Origin of the sequence: Tardiphaga sp. 768_D3_N2_1 (assembly GCF_052076105.1) — a bacterium.
GTDB lineage: Bacteria > Pseudomonadota > Alphaproteobacteria > Rhizobiales > Xanthobacteraceae > Tardiphaga.
The window spans coordinates 3,361,256-3,380,285 of the sequence record NZ_CP197245.1 but is presented as its reverse complement, the minus strand read 5'-3'; the positions used below and the strand labels follow the sequence as shown (position 1 = coordinate 3,380,285).

General features: G+C 62.0%; 16 protein-coding genes. 11 read left to right on the top strand and 5 right to left on the bottom strand.

Going from position 1 to position 19,030, the window contains the following annotated elements:
* Positions 1 to 18: 18 nt before the first annotated feature.
* On the bottom strand, positions 19 to 2,040 hold the full coding sequence (locus tag AB8A27_RS16025) for a phospholipase D-like domain-containing protein (RefSeq protein ID WP_441242738.1): 2,022 nt from the start codon (positions 2,038 to 2,040) through the stop codon (positions 19 to 21).
* 273 nt (positions 2,041 to 2,313) lie between these two features.
* On the opposite strand from AB8A27_RS16025, the gene AB8A27_RS16020 reads away from it, so the two are divergent.
* Positions 2,314 to 3,336, top strand: coding sequence for an LLM class flavin-dependent oxidoreductase (locus AB8A27_RS16020; protein WP_441242737.1), 1,023 nt, complete (start codon positions 2,314 to 2,316; stop codon positions 3,334 to 3,336).
* Positions 3,337 to 3,501: 165 nt separating this feature from the next.
* Here AB8A27_RS16020 and AB8A27_RS16015 read toward each other — a convergent pair whose 3' ends face one another.
* The 3 genes from AB8A27_RS16015 to AB8A27_RS16005 form a co-directional block, all read right to left on the bottom strand.
* Positions 3,502 to 4,527, bottom strand: coding sequence for an extracellular solute-binding protein (locus AB8A27_RS16015; RefSeq protein WP_441242736.1), 1,026 nt, complete (start codon positions 4,525 to 4,527; stop codon positions 3,502 to 3,504).
* Between the two features lie 2 nt (positions 4,528 to 4,529).
* Positions 4,530 to 6,740 (bottom strand): TonB-dependent siderophore receptor, encoded by a 2,211-nt coding sequence (locus tag AB8A27_RS16010; RefSeq protein WP_441244927.1) that lies wholly within the window; start codon positions 6,738 to 6,740, stop codon positions 4,530 to 4,532.
* Positions 6,741 to 7,258: 518 nt separating this feature from the next.
* Positions 7,259 to 7,582 (bottom strand): DUF1476 domain-containing protein, encoded by a 324-nt coding sequence (locus tag AB8A27_RS16005; RefSeq protein ID WP_441242735.1) that lies wholly within the window; start codon positions 7,580 to 7,582, stop codon positions 7,259 to 7,261.
* Positions 7,583 to 7,939: 357 nt separating this feature from the next.
* Between AB8A27_RS16005 and purC the strand changes: the two genes are divergently transcribed.
* The 8 genes from purC to AB8A27_RS15965 all read left to right on the top strand — a co-directional run bounded on the left by purC (position 7,940) and on the right by AB8A27_RS15965 (position 15,496).
* A complete protein-coding gene (purC, locus tag AB8A27_RS16000) occupies positions 7,940 to 8,707 on the top strand; it encodes a phosphoribosylaminoimidazolesuccinocarboxamide synthase (RefSeq protein ID WP_170849540.1) in 768 nt (255 codons plus the stop codon).
* 10 nt (positions 8,708 to 8,717) lie between these two features.
* On the top strand, positions 8,718 to 8,960 hold the full coding sequence (gene purS / locus AB8A27_RS15995) for a phosphoribosylformylglycinamidine synthase subunit PurS (RefSeq protein WP_441242734.1): 243 nt from the start codon (positions 8,718 to 8,720) through the stop codon (positions 8,958 to 8,960).
* A gap of 18 nt (positions 8,961 to 8,978) precedes the next feature.
* The gene (locus AB8A27_RS15990) at positions 8,979 to 9,233 is read left to right on the top strand and encodes a hypothetical protein (RefSeq protein ID WP_441242733.1); all 255 of its coding nucleotides are present in this window, start codon (positions 8,979 to 8,981) and stop codon (positions 9,231 to 9,233) included.
* Positions 9,230 to 9,931 carry a phosphoribosylformylglycinamidine synthase subunit PurQ gene (gene purQ, locus AB8A27_RS15985; protein ID WP_092146703.1) on the top strand — a complete coding sequence of 234 codons (702 nt, stop codon included), beginning with the start codon at positions 9,230 to 9,232 and terminating at the stop codon, positions 9,929 to 9,931. Before AB8A27_RS15990 ends, purQ begins: the two co-directional genes overlap by 4 nt.
* A gap of 47 nt (positions 9,932 to 9,978) precedes the next feature.
* Complete coding sequence (locus tag AB8A27_RS15980; RefSeq protein WP_441244926.1) at positions 9,979 to 10,899, top strand: tripartite tricarboxylate transporter substrate-binding protein; 921 nt, start codon at positions 9,979 to 9,981, stop codon at positions 10,897 to 10,899.
* Between the two features lie 351 nt (positions 10,900 to 11,250).
* Positions 11,251 to 12,270: a patatin-like phospholipase family protein gene (locus AB8A27_RS15975; protein WP_441244925.1), complete on the top strand. Its 1,020-nt coding sequence runs from the start codon at positions 11,251 to 11,253 to the stop codon at positions 12,268 to 12,270.
* Positions 12,271 to 12,274: 4 nt separating this feature from the next.
* Positions 12,275 to 13,729, top strand: a complete 1,455-nt coding sequence (locus AB8A27_RS15970; RefSeq protein WP_441244924.1) for a GntP family permease — start codon at positions 12,275 to 12,277, stop codon at positions 13,727 to 13,729.
* A gap of 225 nt (positions 13,730 to 13,954) precedes the next feature.
* Positions 13,955 to 15,496: a L,D-transpeptidase gene (locus AB8A27_RS15965; protein ID WP_441242732.1), complete on the top strand. Its 1,542-nt coding sequence runs from the start codon at positions 13,955 to 13,957 to the stop codon at positions 15,494 to 15,496.
* 98 nt (positions 15,497 to 15,594) lie between these two features.
* Here the strand turns inward: AB8A27_RS15965 and AB8A27_RS15960 are convergent, their stop codons facing one another.
* Entirely contained in the window at positions 15,595 to 16,491 is an 897-nt protein-coding gene (locus AB8A27_RS15960; protein WP_441242731.1) for a LysR substrate-binding domain-containing protein, read from the bottom strand.
* A gap of 145 nt (positions 16,492 to 16,636) precedes the next feature.
* Here AB8A27_RS15960 and AB8A27_RS15955 point away from each other — a divergent pair, with 145 nt between their 5' ends.
* Complete coding sequence (locus AB8A27_RS15955) at positions 16,637 to 17,635, top strand: Bug family tripartite tricarboxylate transporter substrate binding protein (RefSeq protein WP_441242730.1); 999 nt, start codon at positions 16,637 to 16,639, stop codon at positions 17,633 to 17,635.
* A gap of 93 nt (positions 17,636 to 17,728) precedes the next feature.
* Positions 17,729 to 18,934: an ABC transporter substrate-binding protein gene (locus tag AB8A27_RS15950; protein ID WP_441242729.1), complete on the top strand. Its 1,206-nt coding sequence runs from the start codon at positions 17,729 to 17,731 to the stop codon at positions 18,932 to 18,934.
* The last annotated feature ends 96 nt before the right edge of the window (positions 18,935 to 19,030 follow it).

Here is a 19,030-nt window from a genome sequence, read left to right as displayed (position 1 = left end):
TCCGGCGTGTTGTCGCGCTCAGCGTTTCGACTTGGCTTTTGACTTCTTGGCCTTTGACGTCTTGGTCTTGGCTTTCTTCGACTTGGCCGTCTTGGTCTTTGCCTTTTTGACCTTGGCCTTCGCAACCTTCTTGGATTTGACGGTCTTGGCCTTCTTGGCCGCGGCGGCCTTCTTCACCGTCTTCGCCTTGGCTGTCTTTGTCTTCGCTGTCTTGGCCTTGGCCTTCTTCGCTACAGCCTTCGCCTTCTTCTTTTTCGGCGGACGCACCGGTTCGTCATCGCTATGGGTTGCGGCATTGACGGTCCAGTTGGACGCCGGGATCGTGAAGAACATCTCGCGGCGCCGCGACTTGAAGCCGCCGGGCTTGAAGTAGCTCGTGGTCCATCGGTCGTCCGGATCGAGGAACACCTTTTCCGGCTTCTCGCCTTCCTTGCGTTTGTTGGCCGCGTCATTGGCCACATCGCGGAAATAGAAATGCCGGAACAGCCGGTCGAACTCGGTCATGTAGATGTCCGCCACGCGGGTCGAGCCGCGGATCAGGATCATGTTTTCGTCGTTGGTGGTCAGCGATCCCTCCGAGAAATTCGCCGAGCCGGTGCAGATGAGGGGATCCTTGCTCAGGGGATCGATCAGCAGATATTTCGTATGGACGAAGAAGATATTGCCTTCGTCGCGCGTGAGCTCTTCCTTGAGGAACCAGCGGTCCAGCGGAAATTCCTTCACCTTGCGCTTGGCCTCCAGCTTGCCGTCGACCACCTTGAACTCGGCGCCCAGCACGGCGCCGAACGAGATCTGCAGGTCGCGGTCGCCCTTGAGCGCCTTGCGCTCGTCGGCAGTGGGCGGCTTCTCCTTGAGCACAAAGCGCAGGAAGTCGCGGTCACGCGCCAGCGGCTCGATGAAATCGGCGGCGACGTTGAACGCGGCCGTGAACATGATCGACGAGGTGGCGTCGCTCATCCGGTCGGCATACCAGTTCAGCATCGAGGCCGTCTGGCGCGGCGAGAAGATGCAGGTCATCGATCCCGGCTTCACGAGGGCAGGCGGGTAGGGCGAAATCTCCGCGACGCCTTCCTTCGCCGGCTTGCCGGTCGGGTTGTCGCTCAGGATCGTCCAGTATTTCAGATATTGTTCGGCGACGTCGCTGTCATGGACGAGGTGGCCGACATTCGACTGGCCGAGGAATCCGGACGGCGTGATGTTGGTCGAGCCGGTCCAGACTTTCTGCGGCGCGTCGCCGTCGAGCTTGATGATGAACTTGTTGTGCGGGATCGGCGGCCGCGTGCGCCAGATCACGACCGGCTCGCCGTTATGCTTCGCCTTGACGTCGAGGCCGGCGGCCTTCATCGCCTTGCGGTTCTTGCCCTTCTTGTCGTCATGCACGATCAGCCGGACGTCGAAGCCGTCATCGATCTTCGCCTTGAACGCCTCGATGATGGGCGCATAGGTGAATTCGTAGATGCAGGCGCGCAGCGCCTCGCTCTTCTTCGTCGTGTCGATATAGTCCAGGCAGGCCTCCAGCAGGCCGCGCGAGAGCCAGACCGTGTGCTCGTCCTTCGGATTGTCCATCTCCGCGTCGGTCGGCTTGTGGTTCTTGAACTTGCGCGCATAGGCCTGGCTGGCGATGGCGCCGCGGTTGAACCAGATGCCGTGCTCACCATCGTCCTCCTTCTCCGTCGTGACGGTGAAGGCGAGCTTCTCGGCCTCGCGCAGTTCGGGGGCGGTCGGGTCGCCAAATACGGGTATGACCTCGAAGTGATAGGTCGTGCCGGGATCCGCGGTGTAGTCGCTCCAGAGGAAGCTCTGGATCGGAAACTTGTCGGTGAAATACTCGCCGTGCTCGGTGTCGGGCTCTGGCTCGACCTCTTCGAACACTTTCAGCGAGCGCAGGAATTCGGGCTTTCCGGCACCCTTGGCGCGCTGGAACGCAAATCCCAGCAGCCCCTTGCACGCTGCCTCCTGGCAATTGAGGGCGATCATGATTGCGCGCGTGCCGGCAATCGCGCTCGCTTCGAAATCTCCGGCAGACTTTGTGACACGCATGGCCCCGTCCCCCCGTTTTTCGATGTGACGATGATGCTCGCCCAACGCCGTGTTGTGGTCAACCTATAGAAGATTTATGACAAACTACACGCTTAAGGCGTGAGGGCTGGGAGCGGTGCAACGTCGCGCCGGGGCATGCGGACGTGGGCACGGATCTGGCAGTCCACGAAGATGATCGCTGTACTGGAAACGATACGTTTCCATCGTTTCCCTTTTCTTGCTGCCAATCTGGTCTAGATAGGGAGGCAGCAATTCCACCCCGAGACCATTCCCATGAAAAACATCGGCTTCCTCTCCTTCGGCCACTGGACCCCGTCCGCCTCGTCACAGACGCGCTCGGCGGGCGATGCACTGCTGCAGTCTATCGATCTCGCCGTTGCCGCCGAGGAACTCGGCGCTGACGGCGCCTATTTCCGGGTGCATCATTTCGCGCGCCAGCTCGCCGCGCCGTTTCCGCTGCTCGCCGCTGTAGGCGCACGTACCAAAAAGATCGAGATCGGCACGGCCGTGATCGACATGCGCTACGAGAACCCGCTCTATATGGCGGAGGATGCCGGCAGCGCTGACTTGATCGCGGGCGGACGGCTGCAGCTCGGCATCAGCAGAGGCTCGCCGGAGCAGGTGATCGACGGCTATCGTTACTTTGGCTACGCGCCGGCAGACGGCCAGACCGACGCCGACATGGCGCGGCGGCACACCGAGGTGTTTCTCGACGTGTTGCAAGGCAAGGGCTTTGCGCAGCCCAATCCCAATCCGATGTTTCCGAACCCGCCGGGCCTGCTGCGGCTCGAGCCGCATAGCGAAGGCCTGCGCGAGCGCATCTGGTGGGGCGCCTCCACCAATGCGACGGCGGAATGGGCGGCGAAACTGGGCATGAACCTGCAGTCATCGACGCTGAAGATCGACGAAAGCGGCAAGCCGTTTCATGTGCAGCAGGCCGAACAGATCCGGCTCTATCGTGACGCCTGGAAGGCGGCGGGACATACGCGTGACCCGCGCGTGTCAGTGAGTCGCAGCATCTTCGCGCTGGTGGACGACCGCGACCGCGCCTATTTCGGCCGGGGCAATGAAGGCGAGGACAAGATCGGACACCTCAGCGCCACCGAGCGCGCCATCTTCGGCCGCAGCTTCGCAGAAGAGCCGGACAAGCTCATCGAGCAGCTCAAGGGCGACGAGGCGATTGCGGAAGCGGACACGCTCTTGCTGACGGTGCCGAACCAGCTCGGCGTCGACTACAGCGCCCATGTGATCGAGGCGATCTTGAAGCACGTGGCGCCGGGCATGGGCTGGCGGTGATCTCTTTATCCTCCCTCAAGCGGCGAAGCCGCGTAGTGGGGAGGGTGGATCGAACGCGTTAGCGTTCGAGACGGGTGGGGTGCTTCCACAAGCGCCGGAGCTTGGGGTACCCCCACCCCGGCCTTCGGCCGACCCTCCCCACAAGGGGGAGGGATAAGAACGCCGCTACTTCTCGAAACCAACCTTCCTGATCAATGCAATCGCCGCCTTCTGACTGGCAGCGATCTGGTCGATATCAAGCGTGTCACTCGAAAACTCTCCCATCGCCGCAACCAGCGGCGCGCTCTCGGCGCCTGCGGTGACCGGATATTCCAGCTCGGCCGCGGCATAGATTTTCTGCGCGGCCGGCGTCACCAGGAATTCCAGAAACTTCAGTGCGGCCGCGCGATGCGGCGCATGTTTCGCCAGCGCCGCGCCGGTGAGGTTCACATGCGCGCCGCCGCCCACGAATGTCGTCGGCACCGTCTTCACCTTGTTCGCCCAGGCCGTCCACTCCGCGCCCTCGCGGCCATCGCGGAGCTGCGCCAGCGCCACGGTATTGGCGATGCCGATGCTGCAGCGGCCTTCCGCAAGCTGGCGAATGACGTCGTTGTCCTTGCCTTCGGGCGCATGCGCCAGATTGGCCTTGATGCCGCGCAGCCAGGCTTCGGTGGCGTCCGCACCGTGATGCACGAGATAGGCCGCAATCAGCGCGACATTGTTCTGATGCAATGGCGAGCGGATGCAGAGCTGGCCGCGAAAACGGGGATCGGCGAGATCCTCATAGCGGATCGCGCCCTGCGGCGAGTCATTCCGCACCATCACCACGCGCGGACGCACCGACAGGCTGATCCACTCAGGGCCGCGCACTTGCGACGGAATCGCTCTGTCGAGCAGGGGAGAGGCGGTCGGTTGCGACAGACTATTCGCGGCGAATTGCGAGGTCTTGTCGAGACCGATGGTCATCAGCACGTCGGCGGGGGATGTCTCTCCCTCGGCCTTCATGTGCGTGACGAGATTGTCGGCGATATAAGTGAGCCTGACCGTGATCCCGGTTGCGGCGGTGAAGGCCGCAATGACCGGCTCCAGGAGCTGCGGTTCGCGTGTCGAATAGAGATTGATCTCTTCGGCACGGCTCGTGGCCGAGCCGAAGGGGAGCCAGGTCGCGGCCAGCGCAATCAGGAACGCACTGGTGCGACGTGGCGTGGTCATGATCAGAATTTTACCGTCGCTGCCAGCGAGAAGCGCCGCGCATCGCCCAGTGCGACGTTGGGAAGGCTCACTGCCGACGGATAGTAGACCTTGTCGAAGATATTCTTGATGTTGAATTGATAGATCACAGGCAGAGTCTGGTACTTCGTCTCGTAGGTCGCAAAGGCGTCGGCCACTGTGTAGGACGGCAGCACGAAGCTGTTTGCAGCATCGCCGGGACGGTCACCGACATAATGTGCACCGGCGCCGACGCGCAGGCGACCCGGCAGCATCGAGCCGAAATCATAGACGAGATAGAGCGACCCGGTGTTCAGGGCGACATTCTGCAGGTGATTTCCGGTATACTGCGAGTCCTGCGTCAGCAACGCGTCGGTATAGGCGTAGCTGGCGATTATGCTCCAGCTATCAGTCAGCTTGCCGGTCACGTCGACTTCGACACCGCGCGAGCGCGCTGCAGCCGCGGTGCGTGCCTCGTTGGTCGTGGTGACCGTATTGTATTGCGACAGCATCACGTTTTTCTTGTCGATGTCGTAGAGCGCGACCGTGCCCGACAGGCGCTTGTTGATATCGAACTTGATGCCGGTTTCCCAGGATATGCCTTCTTCAGGCTTCGTCTGCGAGTCGAATACCGCGCCGTTGGGCGCGATGGTCGAATTCGGCTTCAGCGATTCCGTGTAGCTGGCATAGAGCGAGACTTCGTCGGTGACCTTCAGGATCACGCCGCCGAGCGGCAGCGCCTTGTTGCCGGAAAGGTCGGTGTTGGCGATGAACGGTCGCCCGCGTCCCGCCAACTGATCGAAGGTCATGTAACGCACGCCGCCGACCAGTGCGAGCCGATTGGTCAGATGCAGCGTGTCCTGGAAGAACAGGGACTGGGTGTCGAGCTTGTCGGTCTGGTCGCTGTCACTGGCGACAACGGTCGTGCCGGGCAACTGCCGGCCGTAGACCGGGTCGAAGATATTGAAGTTTGCGGCCGACTGTCTGACCAGATCCTTGCGGTAGATCACGCGATACTGGGCGTCCCCGCCGAACAGCACTTCGTTGCGCATGCCGCCGATCCAGAAGCCGCCCTGTATATAGGCGGTGCCGAAGCTGGAGGACGTCAGCGCGCCGTAGGTGCCGTCATTGCTGCGAGTCGCGATGCCAGTCGTCGGGTTGACCACCGTGTTGCGCAACTGCGCAGCATTGTAGGTTTCTACGTTGTAGCTGTAGCCCGCATAGACTTTCCAGTCCTCGTTGATCTTCTGATCGACCGATGCCTGGATGAGATCCGACGTGCCCCACATGCTGTTATAGGGCTCGTCGATGCGGCGTGTCGCCGGAATGGCGAACGGGGCCTTGGTCACACTGTTGAAGGCCGTGCCGCGATCGAACGGTGAATAAAAGTCGCGGTGTTCGTAGTTGATCTGAACCGTGGTCGTGTCGCCATACCAGGCCAACGACGGCGCGTAGAGCGTCTCCTTGCGGGTGCCGAAGTTGCGCCAGTAGTCTTCGTTGATGCCATAACCGACGAAGCGATAGGCGAGGCCATCCTTGCCGAGCGGTCCGGTGATGTCGATCGTTGCGTTACCGCCGCTGCGCGAACCGTAGGTCGCGCCTTCCAGCGTCACTTCGCCGTGCTGATACAATTCCGGCCGCTTGCTGATGGTGTTGACGATACCACCGGGATCCATGATGCCGTAGAGTAGCGACGCCGGTCCCTTCAGCACTTCGATACTTTCAACAGCAGGATTGAACGAGCGTCCCTGCACGATCGGCATGCCGTTGCGCATGATCGAACCGTCGCGATTGTCGCCGAAGCCGCGGCGGATCACGGCGTCCTGGGTACCGGCCAGCGTGTTGGTCTGGGTGATGCCGGAGATGTTGATCAGTGCGTCATCGAGATTGCGCGGACGCTGGTCGCTGATCACCTGCTGTGGCACGACATTGACGACCTGCGACGTGTTGAGCGGCGAGGTGGCGCCGCGCAACGTCGTCGCATTCGGCATCGCGCGATAGCCGAGGATCTGTTCGTATTTCGTAGCCGCTGCAGCGATGGCGCGCTCGGTCGGTGTCGGCGGGGCGGGCGGTGGCGTGGCATTGCGGCGTGCGGCGACGGTGCGTGCCCGGCTCGGCGCTGTCGCGGCGGCACGGGCAGGCCGGCGCGCCTGTGCCGGAGACTCCACAGTGACAGCCGGCAAGGCCGTGCTGGATTGTGCGTTGGCGACCGACATGCCGGTGGAGAGATCGCCGAGCAGGAATGTGGCGCCGATCAACCAATACGCACGGCGCAGCCTGAAGATGCCGCGTGCGTTGCTGTCGAGATTGCAATGGTTGTCCGTCGTCACTTTTGTCGCCTTCGCGTTCGAGAAACATGCGCAGGCGATCTAGCAGTAGCTTTGAATGAAAACTTCGAATGGGAGCTTGAATCGCTCTAAAGCGGCGAGATTGACGATCCTGTGTGTCCCGGATGATGCAGTCGCAAGGTGAGCCGCGACACGATTGAACAATCGACGTGCATTTTGAGCAATTTGTAGCACGCGCATGCGAGCCGTCATCGGCACGCTGTGCGACTCTGTTTCAGAATTTGCAGATCGCAATTCGCGATATTCAGTCAGGCTCTGCGAGTCTGGAACGTTTCAAAAGACAAGTGTCTTCTGATGACAAGAGCCGCAACATCATACGATGCGCGGCTCCATGAAACGTCGTGAGTTGCAGCGAGATGTTTCGTTGCAACTCGAAGCTGTGGATATCAGGCTCCGGCCTTCACCTGCGCGACGGCCTCAGCGGTCAGCTGGTCCATTTTCACGCGCAGTTGCGCTTCGGTGATCGCGATGCCCTTGGCGCCGAGATCGGCGAGCACCTTGCGGACCACGTCGCCGTCGCCGGCTTCCTCGAAATCGGCTGTGACGACTTCCTTGGCATAGGCGGCGGCCTCGTCGCCGGACTTGCCGAGCTGTTCGGCGACCCACAGGCCCAGTAGCTTGTTGCGGCGGGCCTCGGCCTTGAACTTCTGGCTCTCATCGAGCGCAAACTTGTTCTCGAAGGCTTCGCCGCGCTTGTCGAATGATGACATGGTTAAAGTTCCCGTCGGGGTTGTTGAGCGGTCAGGACGACGTTGTAAACGCCGCTTGGGAGCTTAAATAAGGTCGAGGTACCGTTGGAACAATCGGCCGCAAGGTCGCAGGCAACGGTATCGGGCAGGGCTTGTCGGATGAGGCTTGCGCGAGCTTGGGGTAAACCCCCGCCGGACGGGCCGGGTCGATTGTACTGGCAGGGCCGATCGGGTAGGTTGCCGTCAGGCCCGGTTCTCGTTCTGTTTCTTCCCGTACTGATTCCGGTTCCTGGCCTTCACGGCAGCTCCGTCGTGGGTCGATCCCGTTATTCGGAGCACACCACATCCATGGATTTCAACAACACCCGGTACATCCCCATGAGCCGTCGACGTCGCATTTATGAAGGCAAGGGCAAGGTCCTGTATGAAGGCCCGGAGCCCGGCACCCTGATCCAGCACTTCAAGGACGACGCGACCGCGTTCAATGCCAAGAAACACCAGGTGATCGAGGGCAAGGGCGTCCTCAACAACCGGATTTCGGAATACCTGTTCCAGCATCTGAACGACATCGGCGTGCCGACTCATTTCATCCGCCGACTCAACATGCGCGAGCAGCTGATTCGCGAAGTCGAGATCGTGCCGCTGGAAGTGGTGGTGCGTAACGTGGCGGCGGGTTCGCTGTCGCAGCGCCTCGGCATCGAGGAAGGCACCCAGCTGCCCCGCTCGATCATCGAATTCTATTACAAGAACGACCAGCTCAACGACCCGATGGTCTCGGAAGAGCACATCACGGCGTTCGGCTGGGCCACGCCGCAGGAAATCGATGACATCATGGCGCTGGCCATCCGCGTCAACGACTTCCTGACCGGTCTTTTCCTGGGCATCGGCATCCGCCTCGTCGATTTCAAGATGGAATGCGGCCGCCTGTTCGAAAACGACATGATGCGCATCATCGTCGCCGACGAAATCTCGCCCGACTCATGCCGGCTGTGGGATATCAAGTCGAACGAGAAGCTGGACAAGGATCGTTTCCGCCGCGATCTCGGCGGCGTGCTGGAGGCCTATACCGAGGTCGCCAAGCGTCTCGGCATTCTCTCCGAAAACGAACGCCCGATGGGCACCGGCCCGGTACTGGTCAAGAGCTGAGGATCAAGACGTGAAAGCCCGCGTAACTGTTACCCTGAAGAACGGCATCCTTGACCCGCAGGGCAAGGCCATCGAAGGCGCGCTGAAGTCGCTCGGCGTCAATGGCATTGCCTCTGTGCGGCAGGGCAAGGTGTTCGACATCGAACTGAACGGCGCCGACAAGGCGAAAGCCGAGGAGGCGCTGAAGGCCGCAGCCGACAAGCTGCTGGCGAATACGGTGATCGAGAATTATAAGGTTGAGGTGCAGGGGTAACTTTTAAAAGGTCGGGTCATGGCTGGGATCAGCAATGAGTTGATTTATGAAGTGCTCAAATCCGTGCAGGCGCGGCTTGCGCAGGTCGATGGCAAAGCGGACGAAAACAAGAGCGACATGCTGGCGTTGCGGACGCAGATGACATCGATCCATCATGACCTCCTAAGCATTCACCAGGAACTCGGCGGCGTGCATGCGACGCTGATCCGCCACGAACAACGGCTCGACCGTATCGAACGCCGTCTTGAATTGAGCGAAGCACCGACATTATGAAATCCGCCGTTCTCGTCTTCCCCGGAATCAACCGCGAACGCGACATGGCGCGGGCGCTCAAGCTGGCATCGGGGCAGGAGTCCACGATGGTCTGGCACGCCGAGACCTCGTTGCCCAAGGGCACCGATCTCGTCGTCGTGCCCGGCGGCTTTTCCTACGGCGACTACCTGCGCTGCGGCGCCATCGCGGCGCGCTCGCCTGTGATGGACGCGGTCCGCAAGTTCGCGGCTGACGGCGGCCTGGTGATGGGCGTCTGCAACGGCTTCCAGATCCTCTGCGAGTCCGGCCTGCTGCCGGGCATCCTGATGCGCAATGCCAAGCTGAAATTCCTGTGCCACGACGTGCATCTGCGTGTCGAACGGTCCGACACGGCGTTTACCCGCGGCTACAATGCCGGTCAGGTGATCCGCGTGCCGATCGCCCACGGCGAGGGCAACTACACCGCCGATGTCGAAACGCTGAAGCGCCTCGAAGGCGATGGCCGCGTGCTCTATCGCTATTGTTCGCCGACGGGCGAGGTTGGCGACATGCACAATATCAATGGCGCCGCCGCATCGATTGCCGGCATCGTCAGCGAGAAGGGCAATGTGCTTGGCATGATGCCGCATCCGGAAAATCACGTCGAAGACATCATGGGCTGCACCGACGGCCGCGGTCTGTTTGCCGGTCTTGTCGAGCATCTGGAGCGCGCTGCGTGATCGCCGCTGTGGCGCGGCTGTCGAAGCGCGCCGCAGTGCTTGCGCTCATGCTGGCTACGAGCGTGTCGGCGTCCGCCGATGATTATCCCAGGCGTCCTATCACCATGATCGTGCCTTTCGCGGCCGGCGGCACGTCGGACGTGATTGCGCGCGCGGTGGCCGAACAGATGGCGGTGCCGCTCGGCCAGACCATCATCATCGAGAACGTGGTCGGCGCCGGTGGCTCCACGGCGCTGGCTCGCGCGGCGCGGTCTGCGCCCGATGGCTACACCATCGCCATCGGCAATGCTGGCACCAGTGCGGCGACCTACACGATCTATCCGAAACTGTCCTTCACGCCGGACTCCTTTGCTTCCATCGGCATGGTGGCCAAGACTTTCGGCGTCGTGGCGCTGCGCAAGGATTTCCCAGCGAGTGATCTCAAGGGCTTCATCGCCTATGCCAAAGCCAATCCCGGCAAGGTCAATCTCGGCCATGCCGGGATCGGCTCGTCGAATTACCTGATCTGCAAGAGCTTCGTGCAGGCCGCCGGCATCGATGTCACGCTGGTCGGCTATCGCGGCGCGGCGCCCGCGCTCACCGATGCCATCGGTGGCCAGATCGATGGCGTCTGCGATTCCGCGGCCTCCGTCTCGCAGGCCATTGATGACAAGCTCGTGAAGGGCATCGTGGTCGGCTCGACGGTGCGGCTGGCGACGCTGCCTGATTTGCCGACCTCGGCAGAAGCGGGACTGCCCGATTTCGAGGCGCAGGGCTGGAACGGCCTGTTCGCACCAAAGGGCACACCGCCGGAGATCATCGCCAAACTCAACGCGGCGGCGCGGGCGTCGGTTGAAAGCGATCTGGTGAAGAAGCGCTTTCGCGATTTGTCGACCGTGGCGCCCGATGCCGATGAGCATACGCCGCAGGTGCTGCAGCAATTGGTGACGCGCGATGTGGCGAAGTACAACAAGCTCCTGACGCCGTAGTCGTGCGCTGCCCGAAGGCGCTTCGTTGTCGCGCCTTCACATTTCGGCACCGCCCATTGTCTCATTACGGGGCGATGGCCTGATATTTGCCCTCTGATATTTACCAAAGTCGCTCTGAAGGTCGCCGCGCGCGATTGTCGGATCCGCACGATGTTTCCGGTCAGGCCCCGGAAGGTTGCTTTTGGCGCGAGGTGGGCATCAAATAGCACGCAGAGGTCGCAGGGCTCGGTCGAAAGCGATCTGAAGCGAACTTCCCAGTCTATTATGACCACGTCTATTGCGACGCGTGGTTTCTGAAGTGCTCGACGGTTGGCTACAAGCGTGTCTCTCGGCAGTTGGAGAAGCTGCATGATGAACCGAAGTCAGGTGCTCGTGGATTTGGCGCTCCAGGGCGGAGGCTCGCATGGCGCATTCACGTGGGGGGTCATCGATCGGCTGCTTGAGGAGCCGTGGCTGCAAATTGCCGGCATATCTGGAACATCGGCAGGCGCGATGAATGCTGCCGTTCTGGCGGACGGTTGGACCGCCGGAGGAGCCAACGGAGCACGCGAGGCCCTGGACAAATACTGGCGGCGCGTCTCGCGTGCCGCGGCCTTCAGTCCGTTTCAACGCTCCCCTCTCGACCGCCTCATGGGACGCTGGTCGCTGGACACTTCTCCGGCCTATCTCTTCGCCGATCTGATGTCGCGAGTCCTGTCGCCTTACGATCTCAATCCGTTCGGTTACAATCCGCTCCGCGAGATACTGGCCGAGAGCATTGATTTCGAGCGTCTCGCCGGTGCGCCGATCAAACTCTTCGTAACGGCCACGCGGGTACGGACAGGTCGCGGGCGAATTTTCCGTAACGCCGAGATCACCGCGGATGTCCTGCTTGCCTCGGCGTGCCTGCCTACGATGTTCCGCGCGATCGAGATTGAAGGCGAAGCCTATTGGGACGGGGGCTATGCGGGCAATCCCACGATCACACCGCTTGTTCGCGAGACAGATGCGCAGGACACCATCGTCGTGCAGATCAATCCGACCGAGCGACTGGAGGAGCCGCGCACGGCCGCGGACATTCTCAACCGTCTCAATGAAATTTCATTCAACTCGCCGCTGGCAAAGGAGCTACGGATGATTGCGCTGCTCCGTCAGGTGGTGGATCCCGGCACCGGGGAAGGCGCCCGCTGGGCTCGAATGAAGACGCACCGGATCAAGAGCGACATGCTCGCGACTTTCGCCGCGTCATCCAAGCTCAATGCCGAATGGGACTTCGTATCCAAGCTGCGCGACGAGGGGCGGCGAGCGGCGGGTGACTTTCTCGACGCGCACGGCGACGATCTTGGCGAGCGCTCAACGGCCGATCTCGACATCCTGCTGGCAGAGTGCTGACGTCATGGGTCTTCTCGGCATTCTCGTCGGGCTTGGTCTTCTCATCTGGCTCGCTTTCCGGGGCTGGAGTGTTCTGCTGCTTGCGCCGCTCGCCGCGCTGGTTGCGGCGGCTTTCGGCAGAGAGCCATTGCTTGCCAATTGGACGCAGACCTTCATGGGCAGCGCAGCCCAGTTTCTCGCCCAGTTCTTTCCCATCTTTCTGCTCGGGGCCGTATTCGGGAAGCTGATGGACGACAGCGGCGCGGTCACCGCGGTCGCGAACTTCATCACCCGCCGCCTTGGCGAGCGCCGGGTCATCCTCGCCGTGGTGCTCTCGGGGGCATTGGTCACCTATGGCGGCGTCAGCCTTTTCGTCGCATTTTTTGTGATCGTTCCGATGGCCCAGTCGCTGTTTCGTGCGGCGGGGATTCCGCGCCGCCTCGTGCCAGCGACGGTGATCTTGGGAACATCGACTTTCACCATGTCAGCCTTGCCGGGCACGCCATCGATTCAGAATGCGATACCCATGCCCTTCTTCGGCACCACGCCCTTCGCTGCGCCGGGCCTCGGTATGATTGCGTCATTGATCATGCTGGGTATTGGACTGTGGTGGTTGCTTCGCGCCGAGAAGGCGGCCCGGCATGCGAATGAAGGCTATGGTGAGGAGCCGTCGAGCGCGATCAGTGCCGCTGCCGATGATGAACTCTTGCGCGGGCGTGCGACAACGGCGCGTGAATTCGATCCGGCGGAGATATCCCACGGACATCGCAGCAACGCGGAAGTGCCTGTCTTCAATGCCATCCTTCCCCTGGTTGTGGTTGTCGTCGTCAATCTCGTGATGTCGCTCGTTGTCCTGCCCCGGCTTGATGTCTCCTTCCTGGCCGATCAGCGCTGGGGCAGCACGTCTCTGTCTGCCGTTGCCGGGGTGTGGTCCGTTGTCGTCGCGCTCGCAGGAGCGACCGCGACAGTCGTCATCTGCAACTGGACGCGGCTGCCTGCGCTGCGACAGACGATGGATGCGGGGGCCAATGCATCCGTGCTGCCAGCGCTGACGGTCGCGAGCCTCGTTGGCTTTGGCGCAGTCATCGCAGCGCTGCCCGCATTTGACATGGTGCGGGACTGGGCGCTGGATGTTAAAGGCGGGCCGCTGGTGTCGTTGGCCGTGTCCACGAACCTGCTCGCCGCGTTGACGGGGTCGGCATCCGGCGGACTGACCATCGCACTTGATGCGCTCGGCCAGACCTATATGGACGTTGCCATGCGGGAAGGGATCGATCCCGGATTGCTACACCGCGTAGCTGTGATCGGCTCCGGCACCCTGGACATTCTCCCTCACAATGGTGCGGTCGTCAGCTTGCTCGCGATTTGCGGCCTGACGCATCGCCAAAGTTATTTCGACATTGTGATGGTCGGCATCGTGAGCTCGGTTGTCGCTCTTGCCGTCGTGATCGCCATGGGGTCCGCATTGGGCTCATTTTGAACTCCGGCCCCAACCGCTGTTTTGTCCAGATTTCGCAGTCGACCAGGTGCCGGGTGTGGCAGTGAGCCACCTTTGTCCTGCGCCGTTTGTCGGCTACGAATGAACTTTCGCCGTGCTCGCCGCGTCAACGAGATATCGGGCAAGCGAAGCGGCGGCGAATTGATACAATCGCAATCAAACGCCTGTACGATTCGTGCTCGGACAGGCATTTGACCGGGGTACTGAATGGCAAATCGATTGACGACGGCGCAACCCAACGTCGGGATGCGGCACTGGATCTCTCCCGTCGTGGTGTTGGCAACGGTGATTGCGGTGGCCGCTCCGGCGGCTGGAGCCGCTGCAAAGCAGGCGCGTCCCGCCCGCGTCGTTGAGGCGACTGCGCCGCGCGAAGCAGGCGAGCCGATGATGGCGATCGTGTCGATCAAGAGCCAGCAGGTCACGTTCTACGACGCCGATGGATGGATCACGCGCGCCCCGGTTTCGACCGGGGTTTCGGGACGCGAGACCCCGGCAGGCGTCTTTGCGGTCCTCGAGAAGAACAAGGACCATCGCTCCAACATGTATGATGATGCCGCGATGCCGAACATGCAGCGGATCACGTGGAACGGTGTCGCACTGCATGGGGGGCCGCTGCCCGGCTATGCCGCGTCCCATGGCTGTGTGCGGATGCCTTACGGCTTCGCGGACAGGTTGTTCGACAAGACGCGGATCGGGATGCGGGTGATCATCTCGCCGAATGACGCTGCGCCCGTCGAGTTTTCCCATCCGGCGCTTCTGACACCGAAAGCGGAAGCCATCGCCGCTGCGCCTAGCCGTGCCGAGACGCTCGCCCGCGAAGCTGCGGAGGCCGCTGCCGTAGCCGACGCGGCGAAGAAACTCGCAGCGACCTCGGCGCGCGAGACGAAGCCGCTTTCGGGTGCCCTGCGAAAACTGCAATCGGCGAAGGCGCGCGCCGATGCCGAGCTTGCATCCGCTGACAAGGCGATCGCTAACGCCAAGACCGATGAGGCGAAGGTGCGCGCCGAAGAATTGAGGCAGAAAGCCGCCGCCAGGGCCGCGGAGCTCGGGGCGCAATTCGAAACCGCAAAGGCCGATACGGCGTCGAAGCTCGATGCTGCCGCCGCCGCAAAGGACGCCGCCAAGGCCGCCGAGACCAAAAAGGTCGACACGGCCAGGGCGGCAAGCGATGCAAAACTCGCGCTTGAACCTGTCTCGATCTATATCAGTCGCGCGACGCAGAAACTCTATGTTCGGCGCAATACGCACAAGCCGGCGCCCGACGGTGGCGGCGAGGTGTTCGATTCAAGCATCGAAGTTCCAGTCACGATCCGTGACCCCGGCAAGCCGATCGGCACGCATGTCTTCACAGCGATGGCGCGGAGCGACACAGGCCTACGCTGGAGCGCCGTCACGATCGACGAGGGTGACGATGCGAAGGCTGCGCTCGACCGCATCACCATTCCGCAGGAGGTGCTCGACCGGATCGCAGCGACTGCACTGCCACGCTCGTCGATCGTCATCTCCGATGAGCCGCTCAGCAGCGAAACCAACTATCGCACCGAATTCGTCGTCGTGCTGAATAATCAGCCCCAGGGCGGTTTCATTACGCGCAAGCCAACGCCTCCTGCCGATCTCATGGCGAGCAGCGACGATTTTGACGACGGTTTCGGGTCGTTCTTCCAGCGCTGGAATGCGGAGCCCGCGCCCGTGCAGGCTCGCCGCAGGGTCCCGACGTATCAGCGCCAGCCGCAAATCGGCTGGTGGTAGGTCGCGCCAGGCCATTGCACGCATGGGACGCTAAGCAGCCCGGTTGCATTGACGCCGCGTGGCGTTCCTCTGGTAATGCCGATGTCCGCTGTTGTGCGCTACAACGTGCGAGTGGACTGCGCGCTTTTGGTCGTCTTGCGGGCGATCGCCATGAAAGCGCGCGCGGCCGCCGTCTGATAGCGATGGGCGTCCCAGAGCAAGGCTCCGGAACGGCGTATCCATGGAGGCCCGATCGGAATGATCGCAAGGTCTTTCCGGGTGTTCAGGCTTCGGTCGGCAAGCACCGTCGGCAACCCTCCTGATTTGGCGAGTTCGATCAGGGCCTCGACCGAGTTCATCTCGACGCGCACATCGAGCTTCGTATCCGGTGGCAGCGACTGGTCGAGAATGCGGCGGGTCGCAAAGGCGGTGGTCAGGAGTGCCAATGGGCGGCGGGCAAGCGCCTGCAGCGTGATCGACTGTTGCCGTGACTGATTTTGCGACTTTGCAAGCACCAGGACGAGCCGCTCCTCGAACAACAGGTCGACGCCCAGTTCCGCATGCTGGGGCGGGGCGAAAGCAATCGCGAGATCGAGATCCCCGGACAGGATGCGTTGCTCGATACCGTTTGCTGAACCGACCTCCACGCTGAGGCGAACGTCAGGATATTTCTCGCCGAAGCTGCCGATGATCTTCGGCAGGAATGTCGTGCTGTAGGTGTAGATGACGCCGACACGCAGCGTGCCGGCCATGCCGCCCTCCAGCTCGGCGATTGCCGTGCGCGCAGCCTCGGTCTGAACCATCAGACGCTGCGCATGTTCGCGCAGTGCATGTCCTGTCTCGGTCAGTTGCATGCCCTGGGGCGTCCGGTTGAACAGGACGGTGCCGAGGTCCTGTTCGAGGGCGCGTATCTGCTGCGACAGGGTCGGCTGGGCGACGCCGAGGACTTCTGCAGCCTTCGCCATGCGCTTGTGGGTCGCGATTGCCAGAAAATAGCCGAGACGTCTGGAATCCATGGCGATTACAATCTTCTATCGCATCTATAGTTTTACGTGTGTTGGCCTATCACGCGTCTCGTGCCAGTGTTTTGTCAACACCGGACTTGGGCGGCACGGCTTGTGCCGCCGTCTACTTATAACAACCGACCGGGAGGTCTCCTGTATGCTGTCACGACGCACTTTCTTTGCCCGAGCGACCCACACTGCGGTGGCGGCCTGTTTCATCGCCATGGGCGCAAACCGTGCGACGGCGCAGGACTATCCGACCAAGCCGGTCCAGTTGATCGTTCCCTTCGCCGCCGGCGGTGCCGCTGACATCATCGGCCGCACGATTGCGGAAAAGCTGAGCCAGACCTGGGGCCAGCAGGTCGTCGTCGAGAACAGGGGTGGGGCCGGATCGAATATCGGCATCAATGCTGCCGCCAAGAGTGCCCCCGATGGCTATACGCTGGTGCTCGCGTCGATCGCCGTGGCCGTCAATCCGTGGCTTTTCAAGTCGATGCCCTACGATCCCGTCAAGGATCTGACGCCGCTGACGCTGGCGCTCGAGACGCCGAATGTGGTGCTGGTGCCGACCTCGTCGCCGATCAAGAACGTCAAGGATCTGATCGCCTTTGCAAAAGAAAAGGCGGCATCGGGTGGCGCCACCTATGGTTCCGCCGGCGTCGGGTCCTCCCTGCATCTGGCTGCGGAAGTGTTCCGGCAGCAGGCCAAGGTCGAGATGACCCACGTTCCCTATCGCGGCTCGTCGCCGGCGCTGACGGATCTGATGGCCGGCCGGATCGACCTGATGTTCGACAATGCCTCGACGGCGCTTCCGCAGGTCCAGGGTGGCAGCCTTCGCGCCATTGCCGTCACCACGAAGGAGCGTATCGCCGCGCTGCCCGACGTGCCGACGATCAGCGAATCCGGTCTGCCGGGCTTCGAACTCGCCAACTGGTGGGCCATTTTCGGTCCCGGCCAGATGCCGCCGGCGCTCGCAGAGCGCATCAGCGGCGATATCCGCAAGGTTCTGGCAGATCCCGATGTGCAGAAGCGCTTCGCCGATGTCAGCGGGCGCGTCATCGCGTCGTCGCCCCAGGAACTGGCTGCGCACCTCACCCAGGAAAGCGCCAAGTGGAAGCAGATCGTCGAGACCGCAGGCATTCGCGGCAGCCAGTGACGACAGACGTCCGACGCCCATAGGGCGAGCGATAACCAACGAATAACAAGCAAGAAAAGCGCGCTGGGGATCAGAGCGCTGATGGAGAATGATGTGAAGAAGCTACTTTCAGGCTTGATGGCATCGGTCATGGTCGTTGGCACCTCGGCTGCCATGGCACAGAGCACCGCGCCGCTGAAACTTGGCGCAGTCCTCGATATGTCCGGCCTCTTTGCCGACATTACGGGGCCGGGCAGCGAGGCTGCAGCCAAGATGGCCGTTGAGGATTTCGGCGGCGAGGTTCTCGGGCGCAAGGTCCAGATCGTGGTCGCCGATCATCTCAACAAATCCGACCTCGCCGCGAATTTCACCCGTGAGATGATCGACAACCAGAATGTCGAGGCCATTGTCGATGTGGCCGGCTCTGCCACGGCGCTGGCGGCGGCTGAAATGGCCAAGGCACGCGGCAAGATCATCATGTTCAACGGGCCTGGCGCTGTCAGGCTGACCAACGAGGCGTGCGGTCCCTACATCGTCCACTACACTTACGATACCTATGCGCTGGCCAGCGTCACCGGTCTGGCCACGGTGAAGCGCGGCCTCAATAGCTGGTTCTTCCTCACGGCCGACTACGCGTTCGGCCAGGAACTGGAGCGCGACACCTCCAGCGTCGTAACCAAGGCGGGCGGCAAGGTCGTTGGCAATGTGAAGCACCCGATCAACACGTCGGATTTTTCGTCGTTCCTGCTCCAGGCACAGAGCACCAAGGCAAGCGTGATCGGTCTGGCCAATGCGGGCGGCGACACCATCAATGCGATCAAGCAGGCCGCGGAATTCGGCCTGACCCAGTCCGGGCAGAAGCTGTCGCCGTTGCTGGCGTTCATTTCCGATATCGATAGCGTCGGGCTTGAGACCGCGCAGGGCCTGTTGCTGGCTGAGGCGTTCTATTGGGATCTCAACGACGAAACGCGCGCATTCGCGAAGCGGTTCATGGAGCGGACCAAGCGTGCGCCGACCTCGGCGCAGGCCGGCGTCTATTCCTCCGTCACGACCTATCTGAATGCGGTGAAGAAGGCCGGCACCACCGATGCGGCAGCCGTGATGAAGGTCATGAAGGAAACGCCGATCAACGACATGTTCGCGAAGAACGGCCGCATCCGCGAGGACGGCCGCATGGTGCACGACATGTATCTGTTTGAGGTGAAGAAGCCGTCGGAATCCAAGGCGCGCTGGGACGACTACAAGCTGCTTGCGACGGTCTCCGGCGACGACGCGTTCCAGCCGCTATCCGCCTCACGCTGCCCGCTGATCAAGAAGTAAGGCGGGGCAGCAGACAGCACATCGACGGATCGCCGGAAAGTTGGCGGCGATCCGTTCGAGGCTCCACCCTTCGAACTGCACCCTTGGACAACAGGA

Bases quoted from the DNA above. Each gene is read 5' to 3' on its own strand.
- AB8A27_RS16015 (WP_441242736.1), bottom strand. From the start codon at position 4,527: ATGACCACGCCACGTCGCACCAGTGCGTTCCTGATTGCGCTGGCCGCG.
- AB8A27_RS15955 (WP_441242730.1), top strand. From the start codon at position 16,637: ATGCTGTCACGACGCACTTTCTTTGCCCGAGCGACCCACACTGCGGTG.
- AB8A27_RS15960 (WP_441242731.1), bottom strand. From the start codon at position 16,491: ATGGATTCCAGACGTCTCGGCTATTTTCTGGCAATCGCGACCCACAAG.
- purQ (WP_092146703.1), top strand. From the start codon at position 9,230: ATGAAATCCGCCGTTCTCGTCTTCCCCGGAATCAACCGCGAACGCGAC.
- AB8A27_RS15980 (WP_441244926.1), top strand. From the start codon at position 9,979: ATGCTGGCTACGAGCGTGTCGGCGTCCGCCGATGATTATCCCAGGCGT.
- purC (WP_170849540.1), top strand. From the start codon at position 7,940: ATGAGCCGTCGACGTCGCATTTATGAAGGCAAGGGCAAGGTCCTGTAT.
- AB8A27_RS16005 (WP_441242735.1), bottom strand. From the start codon at position 7,582: ATGTCATCATTCGACAAGCGCGGCGAAGCCTTCGAGAACAAGTTTGCG.
- AB8A27_RS15965 (WP_441242732.1), top strand. From the start codon at position 13,955: ATGGCAAATCGATTGACGACGGCGCAACCCAACGTCGGGATGCGGCAC.
- AB8A27_RS16010 (WP_441244927.1), bottom strand. From the start codon at position 6,740: ATGTCGGTCGCCAACGCACAATCCAGCACGGCCTTGCCGGCTGTCACT.
- AB8A27_RS16025 (WP_441242738.1), bottom strand. From the start codon at position 2,040: ATGCGTGTCACAAAGTCTGCCGGAGATTTCGAAGCGAGCGCGATTGCC.
- AB8A27_RS16020 (WP_441242737.1), top strand. From the start codon at position 2,314: ATGAAAAACATCGGCTTCCTCTCCTTCGGCCACTGGACCCCGTCCGCC.
- AB8A27_RS15990 (WP_441242733.1), top strand. From the start codon at position 8,979: ATGGCTGGGATCAGCAATGAGTTGATTTATGAAGTGCTCAAATCCGTG.
- AB8A27_RS15975 (WP_441244925.1), top strand. From the start codon at position 11,251: ATGAACCGAAGTCAGGTGCTCGTGGATTTGGCGCTCCAGGGCGGAGGC.
- AB8A27_RS15970 (WP_441244924.1), top strand. From the start codon at position 12,275: ATGGGTCTTCTCGGCATTCTCGTCGGGCTTGGTCTTCTCATCTGGCTC.